This window comes from Bacillus sp. PK3-067 (assembly GCF_056738645.1).
The window spans coordinates 5,250,183-5,266,923 of the sequence record NZ_CP096490.1 but is presented as its reverse complement, the minus strand read 5'-3'; the positions used below and the strand labels follow the sequence as shown (position 1 = coordinate 5,266,923).

Genomic DNA, 16,741 nt, shown 5'->3' with positions numbered 1-16,741 from the left:
CTTTCCTATAAAAAGAAAGCAAATATTGTTCCAATCCATTCCTTTCCTCTATCGATAAGAGAAGGCGGGTTTACATCGCTATAGGAAAGTACAGATGCATTATCTAGATCTTCATGGAATTTCTTTTTTACTGTTTGAATGAAATGTTTATTATATAACAGGCAGTTTATTTCATGGTTAATATATAAACTTCTCATATCAAAGTTTGCTGTTCCGATATCACAAATATCATCGTCTACTATAATAATTTTGGCGTGAAAAAAACCTTGTTGAAATGCATAAATATTGCAACCAGCCTGTATTAATTTTCGGCAGTACGGAAATTTGGCTTCTCGAACAAGAGGGTGATCAGCTTTTTCTGGAACAAGAATTGTGATTTGAACCCCTCTTTCTTTTGCTTTTAATAAGGCATTCATAATTTTTTTTCCAGGAATGAAATATGGTGTACCGATACAGATTTCTTTTTTTGCCGCGTTAATTAAATGTAAAAAAGTATGCTGTAAATAAGCCCCATCAGTCGGAATAAATTGATGCAGGATGGTACCTGGGTTTTGTTTTGGAAAATAAAGAGAAGCATCTAATAAATTTTGTTTCGTATCATCAAACCAGTCATGCAAAAATTGCTTTTGTAAATCTTGAACCCCTTCTCCTGTAAGACGTAAATGGTAGTCTCGCCATAATCCTAAATATTCATTATGCCCTAGATACTCTTCACCGATATTAAATCCCCCGATATAGCCGGTTTTCCCATCAATCACTGTAATTTTCCTATGATTTCGTTGATTGGCAGAAAAGAAAGGCAGAGGAAATTTTACCTTATGACAAAATGAAAAAGATACACCATGTTTTTGCAGGGAGCGAATAGCTTCGTTTGATAAAGAATGGCTGCCAAATCGATCAAGTAAAAGTCGTACTTCAATTCCTTCCTGAGCCTTATCAATCAGCAATTTTAAAAATTCACGACTGATTTTATCGTTTTTTACAATGAAGAATAAAATATGAATGTGATGCTGTGCTTGTTTTATATCAGTAAATAAAGCGTCATACAAATCTTTCCCGTATGTATAAAGGTGAAAATCACTTTGACGTAAAGGGAAAGTGCGAGAGCTTACTCGTTTTAAATGAAGAAGTCTCCCGTATGAAAGGTCAATTGTAATCCAAAGAGCAACGGATATTAACAAAAGAGATAAGTAGAGCATTAGTGAATTCCCTCCTTCGCATTCTTTTCACCTTCAGTGTGTTACAAATGATACGGGTAGCACGGCTGTTATTATAAATTTCTTTAGAGGATAGATCTTGTACTGGTTAAAGTTTCACTTTATCCCGCTTTAACGGGCAGTAAGCTTCCTATTTCAAAAATTGATGAATAAGCAGAAGCTAGTTTGGAAATCAACTGCCCGTAAAAGCCCGATTGGTTCAACTAATAATCAGCGGGGGATGAACCACCCCTGCTGATTAAAGTTTCACTTTATAGTTTCACCGAAATAAACAGCTTTATGAAAAAATGTGTTGTTCTATAACAAAAAACTGTTGACTGAATGCTCACTCATTATATAATGGGGATAGGGGATATAATTCAGAAAATTATATATTTTTGAAGATTCAAAAAAAGAAAGAGGGCTTACAAAGAGAGGGGTAGCATAAAAATGAATAGCTTACTGATTATTAATTGGCTGGCTGCCATTGCTGTTATTGCTTATGCAGGATATTTGTTTGTATATCTTATACGGACGAGAATGGCCTACATACAATTAGGAAAAAAAATTGAATTTGACCGTCGTTTTAAAGAGCGTTGGGATCTCCTTAAGGTCAATGTTTTCGGTCAAAAAAAGCTGCTGAAAGATAAGAAAAGCGGCATCATTCACGTTATGTTCTTTTACGGATTTATTCTTGTCCAATTTGGAGCAATTGACTTCGTTTGGAAAGGACTCGCACCAGGATCACATCTTCCACTTGGACCACTATACCCTGCATTTACATTCTTCCAGGAAATTGTCACACTTGTTATTTTAATTGCAGTATTTTGGGCTTTTCATAGACGTTATGTAGAAAAGCTTGTTCGTTTAAAACGTAACTTCAAATCAGGTCTTGTTCTTATCTTTATCGGTGGCTTAATGATTTCTGTGCTACTTGGTAACGGTATGGGACTTATATGGCATGGCGAGGAGCTTTCATGGAGTGAACCAATTGCTTCTGCAATCGCTTACGTTTTTAGCGGGATAAATGAAACCGTAGCCATTTCAGTGTTCTATTTTTCTTGGTGGGTGCATTTACTAATTTTGTTAACGTTTTTAGTGTATGTTCCACAATCAAAACATGCGCATTTAATTGCAGGACCAGCTAATGTATTCTTCGGTCGTCTTTCAAACCCAGGGAAGCTTGAAAAGATTGATTTTGAAGATGAAACGCAAGAAACATTTGGTGTTGGTAAAATTGAAGACTTTAGACAAAATCAACTTATTGACTTATACGCTTGTGTAGAGTGTGGCCGTTGTACAAATATGTGTCCGGCAACAGGAACAGGAAAAATGTTATCGCCGATGGACTTAATTTTAAAACTTCGCGATCATTTAACTGATAAAGGAGCTGCGGTAACATCAAAAGCACCGTGGGTTCCAGTAGTTGCCTTCAATAATACACAAGGAAATCAGTTAGCGATGATGGCAGCTGGAAAAGGACAACAAGAATCAGCGTCTACAACGCTCGCTTACGATCCGAGTTTAATCGGAGATGTTATTACAGAAGAAGAGATTTGGGCATGTACAACGTGTCGTAACTGTGAAGATCAATGCCCAGTTATGAATGAGCATGTTGACAAAATTATTGATTTACGTCGATATCTCGTTTTAACAGAAGGAAAAATGGACGCGGAAGCACAACGCGCGATGACAAATATCGAGCGTCAAGGGAATCCGTGGGGTCTGAACCGTAAAGAGCGTGAAACATGGCGCCAAGGTGATGACGAAGTAACAGTTCCAACTGTAAAAGAAAAATCAAAAGCTGGGGAGGAATTCGAGTATTTATTCTGGGTTGGTTCAATGGGATCATACGACAATCGTAGTCAGAAGATTGCGATATCGTTTGCGAAGTTAATGAACGAAGCAGGTATTTCATTCGCAATTCTCGGTAATAAAGAAAAGAATTCTGGAGATACACCACGCCGCCTCGGAAATGAATTTGTATTCCAAGAGATGGCGACAAAGAATATCGAAGAATTTGAAAAGGCAGGAGTGAAGAAAATCGTTACGATTGATCCTCATGCTTATAACACATTTAAAAATGAGTATCCGGACTTTGGCTTGCAAGCAGAAGTCTATCATCATACAGAATTGTTAGCTCAGTGGGTGAAAGAAGGGCGCTTAAAGCCTGTTCACGCTATTGAAGAAACAGTTACGTACCATGATTCCTGTTATTTAGGAAGATACAACGAAGTGTACGAAGCGCCACGTGACATTTTGAAAGCGATTCCTGGAGTGAATCTTGTAGAAATGGCACGTAACCGTGAAACTGGAATGTGCTGTGGCGCAGGTGGTGGCTTAATGTGGATGGAAGAAACAACAGGTTCTCGTATTAACGTTGCTCGTACAGAACAAGCATTAGCTGTACAGCCATCCATTATCGGTACAGGTTGTCCATATTGCTTAACGATGATCAGTGATGGAACGAAAGCGAAAGAGGTAGAAGAGAAAGTTCAAACTCTTGATGTGACAGAGATTTTAGAACGATCTGTTATCGGACAGAAAAAAGAAGCAATGTAGTTTGTAAGAATGTATACAACTTTAGAAAGAGGTGCAATGATTGCACCTCTTCTCAACGTAGGGATACCGAGCGAGCGCTCAGTGTTAAAAAATGAAATGGGGGAAAGAAACATGAGTAAAACAGTTATTTTAAGTGCCGCAAGAACACCAGTTGGAAAATTTGGAGGATCTTTAAAGGATGTAAAAGCGACGGAACTTGGAGGAATTGCAATTAAAGCAGCACTTGAAAGAGCAAATGTTGCGGCTAGTGATGTTGAAGAAGTTATATTTGGAACGGTTATTCAAGGTGGGCAGGGACAAATTCCATCGCGCCAAGCTGCGAGGGCTGCTGGAATCCCTTGGGAAGTGCAGACGGAAACAGTGAATAAAGTTTGTGCATCAGGGCTTCGTGCGGTTACGTTAGCGGATCAGATTATTCGTACTGGCGATCAATCACTGATTGTAGCTGGCGGTATGGAGTCGATGAGTAACAGTCCTTACATTTTACGTGGAGCAAGATGGGGATACAGAATGGGCAACAACGAAGTTATTGATTTAAACGTTGCTGACGGTTTAACATGCGCATTTTCAGGTACACACATGGGCGTTTATGGCGGAGAAGTTGCAAAGGAAGATGGAATTTCTCGTGAAGCGCAAGATGAATGGGCATATCGTAGCCATCAGCGTGCGGTTTCAGCGCATAAAGAAGGGCGTTTTGAAGAGGAAATCGTGCCAGTAACGATTCCGCAAAGAAAAGGCGATCCTATTGTCGTTGCAAAGGATGAGGCGCCACGTGAAGATACAACGATTGAAAAGTTAGCAAAGTTAAAACCTGTATTTGATAAGACAGCGACGGTGACAGCTGGTAATGCGCCGGGACTAAACGATGGTGGTGCCGCACTTGTATTAATGAGCGAAGACAGAGCGAAGCAAGAAGGAAGAAAGCCATTAGCGACAATTTTGGCGCATACAGCAATTGCAGTGGAATCTAAAGATTTCCCAAGAACTCCAGGTTATGCAATTAACGCATTGCTTGAAAAAACAGGAAAGACAATTGAAGACATTGATTTATTCGAGATTAATGAAGCCTTTGCAGCGGTAGCAATTGCAAGTACAGAAATCGCAGGAATTGATCCGGAAAAATTGAATGTAAATGGCGGCGCGGTAGCGATGGGACATCCAATTGGAGCAAGCGGAGCGCGCATTATCGTTACACTAATCCATGCACTTAAGCAGCGCGGCGGCGGAATTGGAATTGCTTCGATTTGTAGCGGTGGCGGTCAAGGGGACGCAGTGATGATTGAAGTTCACTAATTAAAATTCGAGGGTATAAAATTTATTAACAATTAAGGGGGAAGAAAAAATGGGTGTACAAAACATTGTTGTAATTGGTGCAGGGCAAATGGGATCAGGAATTGCACAAGTATGTGCAATGGCAGGATATGACGTGAAGGTACAAGATTTAAAGCAAGAGCAATTAGATAGAGGATTGGCTATCATTACGAAAAACTTAGCACGGCAAGTAGAAAAAGGACGTATGAAGGAAGAAGAGAAGGAAGCCACATTAAATCGTCTTACAGTAACGCTTGATTTAGATTGTGTGAAAGAAGCGGATCTTATTATTGAAGCAGCTGTTGAGAAAATGGATATTAAAAAGAAAATCTTTGCGAATCTAGATGAAATTGCTCCAGAACACGCAATTTTAGCAACGAATACGTCATCTCTGCCAATTACAGAAATTGCAGCGGTAACGAAGCGTCCGGAAAAAGTAATCGGTATGCACTTTATGAATCCGGTTCCAGTTATGAAGCTTGTTGAGATTATTCGTGGTTTGGCTACCGATGATGCGGTATATGAAGCAATTGAAGATATTACGAAAAAAATTGGGAAAGTACCAGTTGAAGTGAATGATTTCCCAGGTTTTGTATCAAATCGTATTTTGCTACCGATGATTAACGAAGCAATTTATACGTTATATGAAGGTGTAGCGACGAAAGAAGCAATTGATGAAGTCATGAAGCTTGGTATGAACCATCCGATGGGGCCTTTGACACTCGCCGATTTTATCGGTTTAGATACGTGTTTATACATTATGGAAGTGTTGCATGAAGGATTAGGAGATAGTAAATATCGCCCATGTCCGTTATTACGTAAGTATGTGAATGCAGGATGGTTAGGGCGTAAAACAGGTCGTGGATTCTACGTTTACGAATAAATGCCCCCTTTGTTACAACATAGTGGTCTTACCAAATTATTTAAAGGATATATAGCAAATGGAGGCGGAATATATGAACTTTCGTTTTAATGAAGAGCAGCAAATGATGAGGAAAATGGTTCGGGATTTTGCACAGAAGGAAATAGCTCCCTTTGTTCCTAGTATGGAACAAGGGGTGTTCCCGAAAGAGATTTTGCAAAAGATGGGTGAGCTTGGATTAATGGGTATTCCAGCGCCTGCAAAATACGGTGGGGCAGAAATGGACTTTATATCTTACATTCTAGCAATTGAGGAAATCTCAAAGGTAAGTGCAACAGTTGGTGTAATTTTAGCTGTACATACGTCAGTTGGAATGAATCCGATTTTATATTTCGGAACAGAAGAACAGAAGAAAAAATATGTTTCTAAACTTGCAACTGGGGAATATTTAGGTGCATTTGCTTTAACAGAGCCAAATGCAGGATCAGATGCAGGGAGTTTGAAATCAAGAGCTGTGAAAAAAGGTGATCATTATATTATTAATGGATCGAAAGTGTTTATTACAAATGGTGGTGAAGCAAGTACATACATTGTATTCGCTTCTACAAATCCAGAGGCAGGAAAAAGTGGTATTTCTGCATTTATAGTAGAGAAAGATACACCTGGTTTAATCATCGGAAAAGATGAACATAAGATGGGACTTCTCGGTTCTCGTACAGTACAACTTACTTTTGAAGATATGAAAGTGCCAGCTGAGAATTTACTTGGGGAAGAAGGACAAGGATTTAAGGTGGCAATGGCGAATTTAGATGTTGGGCGAATTGGAATCGGTGCGCAGGCGTTAGGAATTGCTGAAGCGGCGCTTGGCTGTGCAATTGATTATGCAAAAGAAAGAGAGCAATTCGGGAAGCCAATTGCGGCGCAGCAAGGGATTGGCTTCAAGCTTGCAGATATGGCAACAAGTGTCGAAGCAGCAAGGTTACTCGTATATAGAGCGGCATCTCTTAGGGCACAGGGCTTACCATGCGGTAAAGAAGCATCTATTGCGAAATTATTTGCTTCTAAGACAGCGGTTGAAGTCGCGATTGAGGCGGTGCAAGTGTTTGGTGGTTACGGTTATACGAAAGACTATCCAGTAGAACGATTTTTCCGTGATGCGAAAATCACGCAAATATATGAAGGAACAAGTGAAATACAGAAACTTGTTATTAGCCGTGCTTTATAAAAGGGCGAGGGGGAGACGGAGATGCATTTTAAACTATCAGAAGAACATGAAATGATAAGAAAAATGGTTCGAGATTTTGCTAAAAATGAAGTGGCACCAACAGCAGCTGAGCGTGATGAGGAAGAGCGATTTGATCGAGAATTATTTGATCAAATGGCAGAGCTTGGTTTAACCGGTATTCCGTGGCCTGAAGAGTACGGTGGAATTGGAAGCGATTACTTAGCGTACGTAATCGCTATTGAAGAATTATCCCGCGTTTGTGCTTCAACAGGCGTAACACTGTCCGCGCATACTTCACTTGCAGGATGGCCAATTTTTAAATTTGGGACGGAAGAGCAAAAGCAAAAGTTTTTACGACCGATGGCTGAAGGAAAGAAAATTGGTGCATACGGCTTAACGGAGCCAGGATCTGGATCGGATGCTGGTGGAATGAAGACAATCGCAAAGAGAGATGGAGACCATTATATTTTAAATGGATCAAAAATTTTCATTACAAATGGCGGTATTGCTGATATTTATGTCGTTTTTGCGCTAACTGATCCTGAATCAAAGCAGCGCGGTACGAGTGCATTTATTGTAGAAAGTGATACACCGGGATTTTCAGTTGGGAAGAAGGAGAGCAAGCTAGGGATTCGCTCTTCACCAACGACTGAAATTATGTTTGAAGATTGCCGTATTCCTGTAGAGAATCTACTTGGAGAAGAGGGGCAAGGGTTTAAAGTTGCGATGCAAACATTAGATGGAGGTCGTAACGGTATTGCGGCGCAAGCTGTTGGTATTGCACAAGGGGCTTTAGATGCTTCTGTAGAATATGCAAGGGAGCGCCATCAATTTGGAAAACCAATTGCGGCGCAGCAAGGGATTGGCTTTAAACTTGCGGATATGGCAACAGATGTAGAAGCGGCACGCCTTTTAACATATCAAGCGGCTTGGCTTGAATCAGAAGGGCTTCCGTATGGAAAAGAGTCAGCGATGTCAAAAGTATTTGCAGGAGATACAGCGATGAGGGTGACGACTGAAGCGGTGCAAGTATTTGGTGGTTACGGTTATACGAAAGATTATCCAGTAGAGCGTTATATGCGAGATGCAAAAATTACACAAATATATGAAGGAACACAAGAGATTCAGAGGCTTGTAATTTCTCGTATGTTAACGAAGTAGGAACGAAAGCGTAGGTATTTTCCTACGCTTTTTCCTTCCAAAAAATAATAGAGAGAGGTGAAGGGAATGGTTAAACATAATGTACATGCATCGGTGAAAGATGAAAAATTAGTTGCGTTAAGACGTGAGCAAATGATTAAAGGTGCGGTGCAACTGTTTAAACAAAAAGGATTTCCGCGTACAACAACGAGAGAAATTGCAAAAGCGGCTGGATTTAGTATAGGGACACTTTATGAGTACATTCGTACAAAAGATGATGTTTTGTATTTAGTTTGTGATAGTATTTATGAACATGTAAAAGAAAGATTAGAGGAAGTAGTTTGTACAGAAAAAGGGAGTGTAGAAAGTTTAAAGATAGCAATAACGAATTATTTTAAAGTGATGGATGAATTACAGGAAGAAGTATTGATAATGTATCAAGAGGTACGCTTTTTACCGAAAGAATCACTTCCGTATGTATTAGAAAAGGAGTTTCAAATGGTAGGAATGTTCGAGAATATTTTAGAACAGTGTACGGAAAATGGAACATTTACATTAAATAAAAAAGAAATACAGCTTCTTGCCCATAATATTTTTATACAAGGACAGATGTGGGGATTTAGACGCTGGGCGCTGCAAAAACTGTATACGCTCGAAGAATATACAGAAATGCAAATTAGGTATGTATTGCAAGGGGCCCATATGCTTCCGAAATAAGGAACAGACAAATTATAATTTTACTACCCTATAAAAGTTTCCCGTTTTTTTTTGTAGCATATTTGTGCGACTTTTGTTTATAATGAATAGTATGGATTTTTTTAAGCAGGCCGTTATATATAAGGTTATATTTGATGAAAGGAAGTGCCGCATAAGTGGATTTTAAGCAATATTCACCAGAAGAGCTAAAAGAATGTTCAATGATTGAAGTTGTACATAGCGTTTTAGGGGATAAAAAACAAGCAACGACATTCAACGAGTTGGTTCAAGAAATCGCTCAAGTGCTGGGACTATCTCAAGAGCAAGTTAATGCGAAAATCGCACAATTTTATACAGACTTAAACATTGATGGACGTTTCATTAATTTAGGAGAAAATCGTTGGGGGCTACGCAGCTGGTACCCATACGAGCAAATTGATGAAGAAATCTTGCCTCAACCAAAACCGAAGAAGAAACGTAAAGTTGAAGAAGACGGTTTTGACGACTACATTGAAGAAGATGAAGATGACTTCGACGATGCAGACGTAAGTGAAGACGAAGATGATGATGTAGAAGATTTGGACAAGGTTCTTGAAGAAGAAGACGGAGATGACGACGATCTTGATGATTTAGACGAAGATGACGACGACTTCGCTGAAGAAGAACTTGAGTATGACGAAACTGAAGAAGAAGAAGAGGAAGAACTGTAGTTCTTGACTTTTCATTATCGTCCATGTAGAATCATTTTTGGGCTCTTTAAAAAAGGACGATAATACTTTTAAAGTGTAAATATAAAAGAAAATTGCTCCCTACTTATTACTTTTTGTGATGAGGGGAGCAATTTTCTTTTTTGTTTTTTGTTTAGAAAATAAAAAGAGTCTAACAATAAGATGGATACAGTGTTATCTACATACGTTGCGCTTTGCAACGGTGATTATATAACAGCAAAATAGAAGGGAGCTTTTTCATGACTAAGTATATTTTTGTAACAGGCGGTGTAGTATCGTCTTTAGGAAAAGGTATTACAGCAGCATCTCTTGGAAGACTTTTAAAAAATCGTGGTTTAAACGTAACGATTCAAAAGTTTGATCCATACATTAACGTAGACCCAGGGACTATGAGCCCATATCAACACGGTGAGGTATTCGTAACAGATGATGGCGCAGAAACTGACTTAGACCTTGGTCACTATGAGCGTTTCATCGACATTAACTTAAACAAATACAGCAACGTAACAACAGGTAAAATTTACTCTTCAGTTCTTCAAAAAGAGCGTCGCGGTGAATATTTAGGAGGAACCGTTCAAGTTATTCCTCACATTACTAACGAAATTAAAGAACGCGTATATCGTTCTGGTCGTGAAACAAATGCGGATGTTGTTATTACAGAAATCGGTGGAACTGTTGGTGACATCGAGTCTCTACCATTCTTAGAAGCAATCCGTCAAATTAAGAGCGACATCGGTCGTGACAATGTAATGTACATTCACTGTACGTTAATCCCGTACTTAAAAGCAGCGGGTGAAATGAAGACAAAACCAACACAACATAGTGTTAAAGAACTTCGTAGCTTAGGTATTCAACCAAACATTATCGTTGTTCGTACAGAAATGCCTGTTTCTCAAGATATGAAAGACAAGCTTGCATTATTCTGTGACATCGATACAAAAGCGGTTATCGAAGCTCGCGATGCAGATACTTTATATGCGGTCCCATTATCTCTTCAAGAACAAAACATGGACCAAATCGTTTGTGACCACTTAAAATTAGACAATCCAGCTGCAGATATGACAGAGTGGACTGCTCTAGTTAACAAAGTGCGTAATCTTTCTAAGAAAACAAAAATCGCTCTTGTTGGTAAATATGTAGAACTTCAAGATGCTTATATTTCTGTTGTAGAAGCACTTCGTCATGCTGGTTACTCATTCGACACAGATGTAGAAGTAAAATGGGTAAATGCTGAGCACGTAACAGCAGAAAACGTAAAAGAATTAGTTGGCGATACAGATGGTATCCTTGTACCAGGTGGCTTCGGCGATCGTGGTGTAGAAGGTAAAATCGTTGCGATTCAATATGCTCGTGAAAACAAAGTTCCATTCTTAGGAATTTGCTTAGGTATGCAACTTGCATCAATCGAATTCGCACGTAATGTATTAGGTTTAGAAGGTGCTAACTCTTCTGAAATCAACCCTGACACACCATATGCAATCATCGACTTATTACCAGAACAAAAAGATGTAGAGGACCTAGGTGGTACACTTCGTCTTGGTCTATACCCATGTAAGCTTGCTGAAGAAACAAATGCTTACAATGCTTATAATGAGCCGGTTGTATATGAACGTCATCGTCATCGTTATGAGTTCAACAACCAGTTCCGTCCGGATATGGAAAAAGAAGGATTTGTATTCTCTGGTACAAGCCCAGACGGTCGTCTAGTTGAAATCATTGAATTAAAAGATCATCCTTGGTTCGTGGCAGCACAGTTCCACCCAGAACTTGTTTCTCGTCCAAACCGTCCACAACCATTGTTCCATGACTTCGTAAGAGCTTCTATTACGAATAAAGAGAGCAAGTAATAAAAAAAGCGCCTGAAATAAGGCGCTTTTTTTAATATTCATTTAACATTTCATCGATTGTGAATTTGATCCCGTGATAAGCAAATAAGGCTACTATTAAACTTGGGAATCCGTAGCGATTACCTTCATCGTCTGGAATAAGACCTTTTAACAGTTTTGTATCAATATGTACGTCTGTATATCGTTCGAGTGATTCCGTACCTTCTTGAAGAGCAGAAATGCCGACAATAGAGTGTCCCTCTTCTTGTAGTTTTTTTGCAATTTCTACAACCGCTTCATCTGTTGAAAAACGGCTAATAAGAAGTACACGATCCGCAGAGGTTACTTCTGCTTCTTTACCATTTTCAAATAAGCGTTTTGCTTGCTTCATTGGTTCAGCACCGAATAGTGCCTCGGCAACAACGCCCTCCATTTCATTTGTACCATGTAAATAAATGAAACCATCGCCAACTAGTGCTTGAGCAAGTAAACGAGCGCTATCTTCTATATTCATTTCTTCTTTTTGAGAAACTCTGGAGAAATAACCACTTAATTGAGTTGAAAAAATTTTTAACATAATGTTACTCCCTTCGTACGTGTTTGCCGGCTTTCATTATAATTTATTTTTTTAGAAAGGTGAAATCGTAGGGTAGCATAACAAAATAGGAAACGGTAAAATAAGAAAGAATAGGAAGGAATTTGCCAAAGGATAGCGAAATTAAATCGTTAAGATATAAGAAGCTTTAAATCTTGTACTTACACAGAAAGGTTGGGAATTATGGAAGGTAAAATTTTAATCGTTGATGATCAATATGGGATTCGTGTGTTATTACATGAAGTGTTCCAAAAAGAAGGTTATCAGACATTCCAAGCAGCGAATGGATTTCAAGCTTTAGATATCGTGAAAAAAGATAATCCAGATTTAGTAGTGTTAGATATGAAAATTCCAGGCATGGATGGTATAGAGATTTTAAAGCATGTAAAAGAAATTGATGAGAGTATTAAAGTAATTTTAATGACTGCTTATGGAGAGCTTGATATGATCCAAGAAGCAAAAGATTTAGGAGCTTTAATGCATTTTGCTAAACCATTTGATATTGATGAAATTCGTCAAGCTGTGAGAAATGAGCTCGCTGTAGAGGCATAAAAATGAATTTTTTATAAAAAATATGGAAAAAAGCGTTTACATGGACTATTGTGCAGGTGAATACGGTTGAGTTTTTGAGTACAAGTTGTTATCCTATTGAGTGTAGAAAAAAGTCCGGTATGTAGATATACATATTTTACCTTATTCTGGTCATACTACCAGCGATAAGAACTTATCGGATACAAAAAACGTTTTTTAGGAGGATTCACCATGCCTTTAGTTTCTATGAAAGAAATGCTAAACAAAGCACTAGAAGGAAAATACGCAGTTGGTCAATTCAACATGAACAACTTAGAGTGGACTCAAGCTATCTTAGCTGCTGCGGAAGAAGAAAAATCTCCTGTAATCCTAGGTGTATCTGAGGGTGCAGCTCGTCATATGACTGGTTTCAAAACAGTTGTAGCTATGGTTAAAGCTTTAATCGAAGAAATGAACATCACTGTTCCTGTAGCGATTCACCTTGACCATGGTTCAAGCTTCGAAAAATGTAAAGAAGCAATTGATGCAGGTTTCACATCTGTAATGATCGACGCTTCTCACCACCCATTCGAAGAAAACGTTGAAACTACTAAACAAGTAGTAGAATACGCACACGCTCGTAACGTATCTGTTGAAGCTGAGCTTGGAACAGTTGGCGGACAAGAAGACGACGTAATCGCTGAAGGCGTAATTTACGCTGACCCAGCAGAGTGTAAGCACCTTGTTGAAGCAACAGGTATCGATTGCCTAGCTCCAGCTTTAGGTTCTGTACACGGTCCTTACAAAGGTGAGCCTAACTTAGGATTCGCTGAAATGGAACAAGTTCGTGACTTCACTGGCGTACCTTTAGTATTACATGGTGGTACTGGTATCCCAACTGCTGATATCGAAAAAGCTATCTCTTTAGGTACTTCAAAAATCAACGTAAACACTGAGAACCAAATCGAGTTTACAAAAGCTGTTCGTGAAGTATTAAACAAAGACCAAGAAGTTTACGATCCTCGTAAATTTATCGGACCTGGCCGCGACGCTATCAAAGCAACTGTTATTGGTAAAATTCGCGAATTCGGTTCTAACGGTAAAGCGTAAGAATAAAATTCCGTTTTGGAAACCGTCTAGTCTTTTAGACGGTTTCCTTTCGTTGTATAATGAAAGCGTGAACAAGTCTAAAGATTTTATCATTTTTGGTTTTTAAATAGAAAATAATGTGCATAGTCCTATTAATAAATGTGATAACGTATCTAAATTGATAAAGTAAATTCGATGAATAGTTGATCTTTATCTATTCGTGCTACAGGAGAAATGAAGATAATGGTTTCCTATTTATTGAGTTTTGGGATGGAAAGAGTAATTGAGATTCTTAAGGGGAGCTTTCTATAAAAAGATAGAAAGTAAATACATTCACAAGAAGGGAGCTCAATATGGAAAAATTGCTAATTGAAGGCGGAAGAGCTTTAAATGGAACAATTCGAGTAAGTGGTGCAAAGAACAGTGCCGTTGCATTAATTCCAGCGACAATTTTAGCAGATACTCCAGTAACTATTGGTGGTGTCCCTAATATTTCGGACGTGAAAATGTTAGGAGACTTACTAGAGGAAATTGGAGGGAAAGTAACTTATGGACAGGAGGAAGAGATGGTAGTCGATCCTTCTAACATGGTTGCAATGCCTTTGCCAAATGGAAAAGTGAAAAAATTGCGCGCTTCTTATTATTTAATGGGTGCAATGCTTGGCCGTTTTAAAAAAGCTGTTATTGGGCTTCCGGGTGGATGTCATTTAGGACCGAGGCCGATTGATCAGCATATTAAAGGGTTTGAAGCGCTAGGTGCACATGTTACGAATGAACAAGGTGCCATCTATTTAAGAGCAGATGAGCTACGCGGGGCACGTATTTATTTAGATGTTGTTAGTGTAGGAGCTACGATTAATATTATGCTAGCAGCTGTACGAGCGAAAGGTAGAACTGTTATTGAAAATGCAGCGAAAGAGCCTGAGATCATTGATGTAGCTACATTGTTAACAAGCATGGGAGCACGTATTAAAGGTGCTGGTACTGACGTAATCCGAATAGATGGTGTTGACTCTTTACATGGTTGTCACCATACTATCATCCCAGATCGTATTGAAGCTGGTACGTATATGATTCTAGGAGCTGCATCAGGAGGAGAAGTAACGGTTGATAACGTTATTCCTCAGCATTTAGAATCAGTTACTGCAAAGCTAAGAGAAGCTGGTGTTCAAGTTGAAACGAACGATGATCAAATTACGGTGAACGGTAATAGAAAGTTAAAAGTAGTTGATATCAAAACGCTTGTATATCCAGGTTTTCCAACGGATTTACAACAGCCGTTTACGACGCTTTTAACAAAGGCACACGGGACGGGAGTTGTAACAGATACAATTTACGGTGCCCGTTTCAAACACATTGATGAATTACGTCGTATGAATGCTCAAATTAAAGTAGAGGGTCGTTCGGCAATTGTAACTGGTCCTGTGTTACTGCAAGGTGCAAAAGTGAAGGCGAGTGATTTACGAGCAGGAGCGGCACTTGTTATTGCAGGGTTAATGGCAGATGGAATTACAGAAGTAACAGGACTTGAGCATATTGATCGAGGTTATGAGAATATAGTGGACAAGCTTAAAGGGCTTGGTGCAAACATTTGGCGAGAACAAATGACAAAGCAAGAAATTGAAGAAATGAAGAACGCATAAGTGATACTTCCGCAAGGGGGAAGCGAAGCATCACTACTTGCGGAAGTACACTTTATAGAAAAACACGGTTCACAAAATACGGCAGAAATATAAAGGCTTAAAGGAGAGGGATTATCGTGGAAAGAAGTTTATCTATGGAGTTAGTACGTGTAACAGAGGCTGCAGCTTTATCATCAGCGCGTTGGATGGGGCGCGGGAAAAAGGATGAGGCAGACGGTGCAGCAACATCAGCTATGCGTGATGTATTTGATACAATTCCGATGAAAGGTACAGTTGTAATTGGTGAAGGTGAGATGGATGAAGCACCAATGCTATATATCGGAGAGAAATTAGGTACAGGATATGGACCACGTGTAGACGTTGCGGTTGATCCTTTAGAAGGGACAAACATCGTAGCAGCTGGTGGCTGGAATGCTCTTGCTGTCATTGCAATTGCAGACCACGGTAATTTGTTACATGCCCCTGACATGTACATGGATAAAATCGCGGTTGGCCCAGAAGCAGTTGGGGCGGTCGACATTGATGCGCCTATTATTGATAACTTACGTGCAGTTGCGAAAGCGAAAAATAAAGATATTGAAGATGTTGTAGCGACAGTTTTAAATCGTCCACGTCATCAAGAAATTATTGAAGAAATTCGTAAAGCTGGTGCGCGCATTAAATTGATTAATGATGGAGATGTAGCTGGAGCGATTAATACAGCGTTTGATCGTACAGGTGTAGATATTTTATTTGGATCTGGTGGAGCACCTGAAGGTGTATTAGCAGCAGTTGCTTTAAAATGTTTAGGTGGAGAAATTCACGGAAAACTATTGCCACAAAACGAAGCTGAATTAGCACGTTGTAAAAAAATGGGCATAGAAGACATTAATCGTATCCTTCGCATGGAGGACTTAGTAAAAGGTGACGATGCAATCTTTGCAGCAACAGGCGTAACAGATGGAGAACTATTACGCGGTGTTCAATTTAAAGGTAGCGTAGGAACAACGCAATCCCTTGTTATGCGCGCAAAATCAGGCACAGTTCGCTTCGTAGATGGTCGTCATAGCTTAAATAAAAAACCAAACTTGGTTATTAAGTAAAAAGCGGAGGTGGCTTGCTCAGAAGGGGAAGGCATTGGAACTCCTGACGAAGAGGCGTTTTGTGCCTCGCAGGAAGGGGTGAAATGACTGACCCTTCTAGCCACCGGAGCTGGATTAAATAAAAAGCGTAAGCAGCTCGTTCAGAATGGGAGGGGGATGGAGCTTCTGACGTAGAGGCGCTTTTTGCCTCGCAGGAAGAAGTGAAGCCACCGACCCTTCTAGCTGCTGAAGCTAGATTAAATAAAAAGCGTAAGCAGCTCCTTCAGAAAGGTTAAA

At 39.4% G+C, this 16,741-nt stretch carries 14 protein-coding genes; 12 read left to right on the top strand and 2 right to left on the bottom strand.

Annotated elements, in window-relative coordinates:
* Positions 1 to 5 precede the first annotated feature (5 nt).
* A complete protein-coding gene (gene cls / locus M1D73_RS27190; RefSeq protein ID WP_088324968.1) occupies positions 6 to 1,199 on the bottom strand; it encodes a cardiolipin synthase in 1,194 nt (397 codons plus the stop codon).
* Between the two features lie 447 nt (positions 1,200 to 1,646).
* Between cls and M1D73_RS27185 the strand changes: the two genes are divergently transcribed.
* The 8 genes from M1D73_RS27185 to pyrG all read left to right on the top strand — a co-directional run bounded on the left by M1D73_RS27185 (position 1,647) and on the right by pyrG (position 11,567).
* Positions 1,647 to 3,758, top strand: a complete 2,112-nt coding sequence (locus tag M1D73_RS27185) for a (Fe-S)-binding protein (protein ID WP_001086776.1) — start codon at positions 1,647 to 1,649, stop codon at positions 3,756 to 3,758.
* 9 nt (positions 3,759 to 3,767) lie between these two features.
* Complete coding sequence (locus M1D73_RS27180; protein ID WP_002026635.1) at positions 3,768 to 5,051, top strand: acetyl-CoA C-acetyltransferase; 1,284 nt, start codon at positions 3,768 to 3,770, stop codon at positions 5,049 to 5,051.
* Positions 5,052 to 5,100: 49 nt separating this feature from the next.
* Positions 5,101 to 5,952, top strand: coding sequence for a 3-hydroxybutyryl-CoA dehydrogenase (locus tag M1D73_RS27175; protein WP_000538874.1), 852 nt, complete (start codon positions 5,101 to 5,103; stop codon positions 5,950 to 5,952).
* A gap of 73 nt (positions 5,953 to 6,025) precedes the next feature.
* Positions 6,026 to 7,156, top strand: coding sequence for an acyl-CoA dehydrogenase (locus M1D73_RS27170; RefSeq protein WP_001011179.1), 1,131 nt, complete (start codon positions 6,026 to 6,028; stop codon positions 7,154 to 7,156).
* 21 nt (positions 7,157 to 7,177) lie between these two features.
* Complete coding sequence (acdA, locus tag M1D73_RS27165; protein ID WP_000545544.1) at positions 7,178 to 8,317, top strand: acyl-CoA dehydrogenase AcdA; 1,140 nt, start codon at positions 7,178 to 7,180, stop codon at positions 8,315 to 8,317.
* A gap of 66 nt (positions 8,318 to 8,383) precedes the next feature.
* Positions 8,384 to 9,013 (top strand): TetR/AcrR family transcriptional regulator, encoded by a 630-nt coding sequence (locus M1D73_RS27160; protein WP_000238605.1) that lies wholly within the window; start codon positions 8,384 to 8,386, stop codon positions 9,011 to 9,013.
* A gap of 155 nt (positions 9,014 to 9,168) precedes the next feature.
* A complete protein-coding gene (gene rpoE / locus M1D73_RS27155) occupies positions 9,169 to 9,702 on the top strand; it encodes a DNA-directed RNA polymerase subunit delta (RefSeq protein ID WP_000346279.1) in 534 nt (177 codons plus the stop codon).
* Positions 9,703 to 9,959: 257 nt separating this feature from the next.
* Complete coding sequence (gene pyrG / locus M1D73_RS27150; protein WP_000170460.1) at positions 9,960 to 11,567, top strand: CTP synthase; 1,608 nt, start codon at positions 9,960 to 9,962, stop codon at positions 11,565 to 11,567.
* Positions 11,568 to 11,598: 31 nt separating this feature from the next.
* Here pyrG and M1D73_RS27145 read toward each other — a convergent pair whose 3' ends face one another.
* Positions 11,599 to 12,123 (bottom strand): DUF2529 domain-containing protein, encoded by a 525-nt coding sequence (locus tag M1D73_RS27145; RefSeq protein ID WP_000912402.1) that lies wholly within the window; start codon positions 12,121 to 12,123, stop codon positions 11,599 to 11,601.
* 201 nt (positions 12,124 to 12,324) lie between these two features.
* Here M1D73_RS27145 and spo0F point away from each other — a divergent pair, with 201 nt between their 5' ends.
* The 4 genes from spo0F to glpX all read left to right on the top strand — a co-directional run bounded on the left by spo0F (position 12,325) and on the right by glpX (position 16,465).
* Positions 12,325 to 12,693 carry a sporulation initiation phosphotransferase Spo0F gene (gene spo0F / locus M1D73_RS27140; protein ID WP_000398594.1) on the top strand — a complete coding sequence of 123 codons (369 nt, stop codon included), beginning with the start codon at positions 12,325 to 12,327 and terminating at the stop codon, positions 12,691 to 12,693.
* A 210-nt stretch (positions 12,694 to 12,903) separates the two neighbouring features.
* Positions 12,904 to 13,761 (top strand): class II fructose-bisphosphate aldolase, encoded by an 858-nt coding sequence (locus M1D73_RS27135; RefSeq protein ID WP_001131855.1) that lies wholly within the window; start codon positions 12,904 to 12,906, stop codon positions 13,759 to 13,761.
* A 332-nt stretch (positions 13,762 to 14,093) separates the two neighbouring features.
* Positions 14,094 to 15,383 carry a UDP-N-acetylglucosamine 1-carboxyvinyltransferase gene (gene murA, locus M1D73_RS27130; protein ID WP_000413254.1) on the top strand — a complete coding sequence of 430 codons (1,290 nt, stop codon included), beginning with the start codon at positions 14,094 to 14,096 and terminating at the stop codon, positions 15,381 to 15,383.
* Positions 15,384 to 15,499: 116 nt separating this feature from the next.
* Complete coding sequence (gene glpX / locus M1D73_RS27125) at positions 15,500 to 16,465, top strand: class II fructose-bisphosphatase (RefSeq protein WP_000442340.1); 966 nt, start codon at positions 15,500 to 15,502, stop codon at positions 16,463 to 16,465.
* Positions 16,466 to 16,741 lie beyond the last annotated feature (276 nt).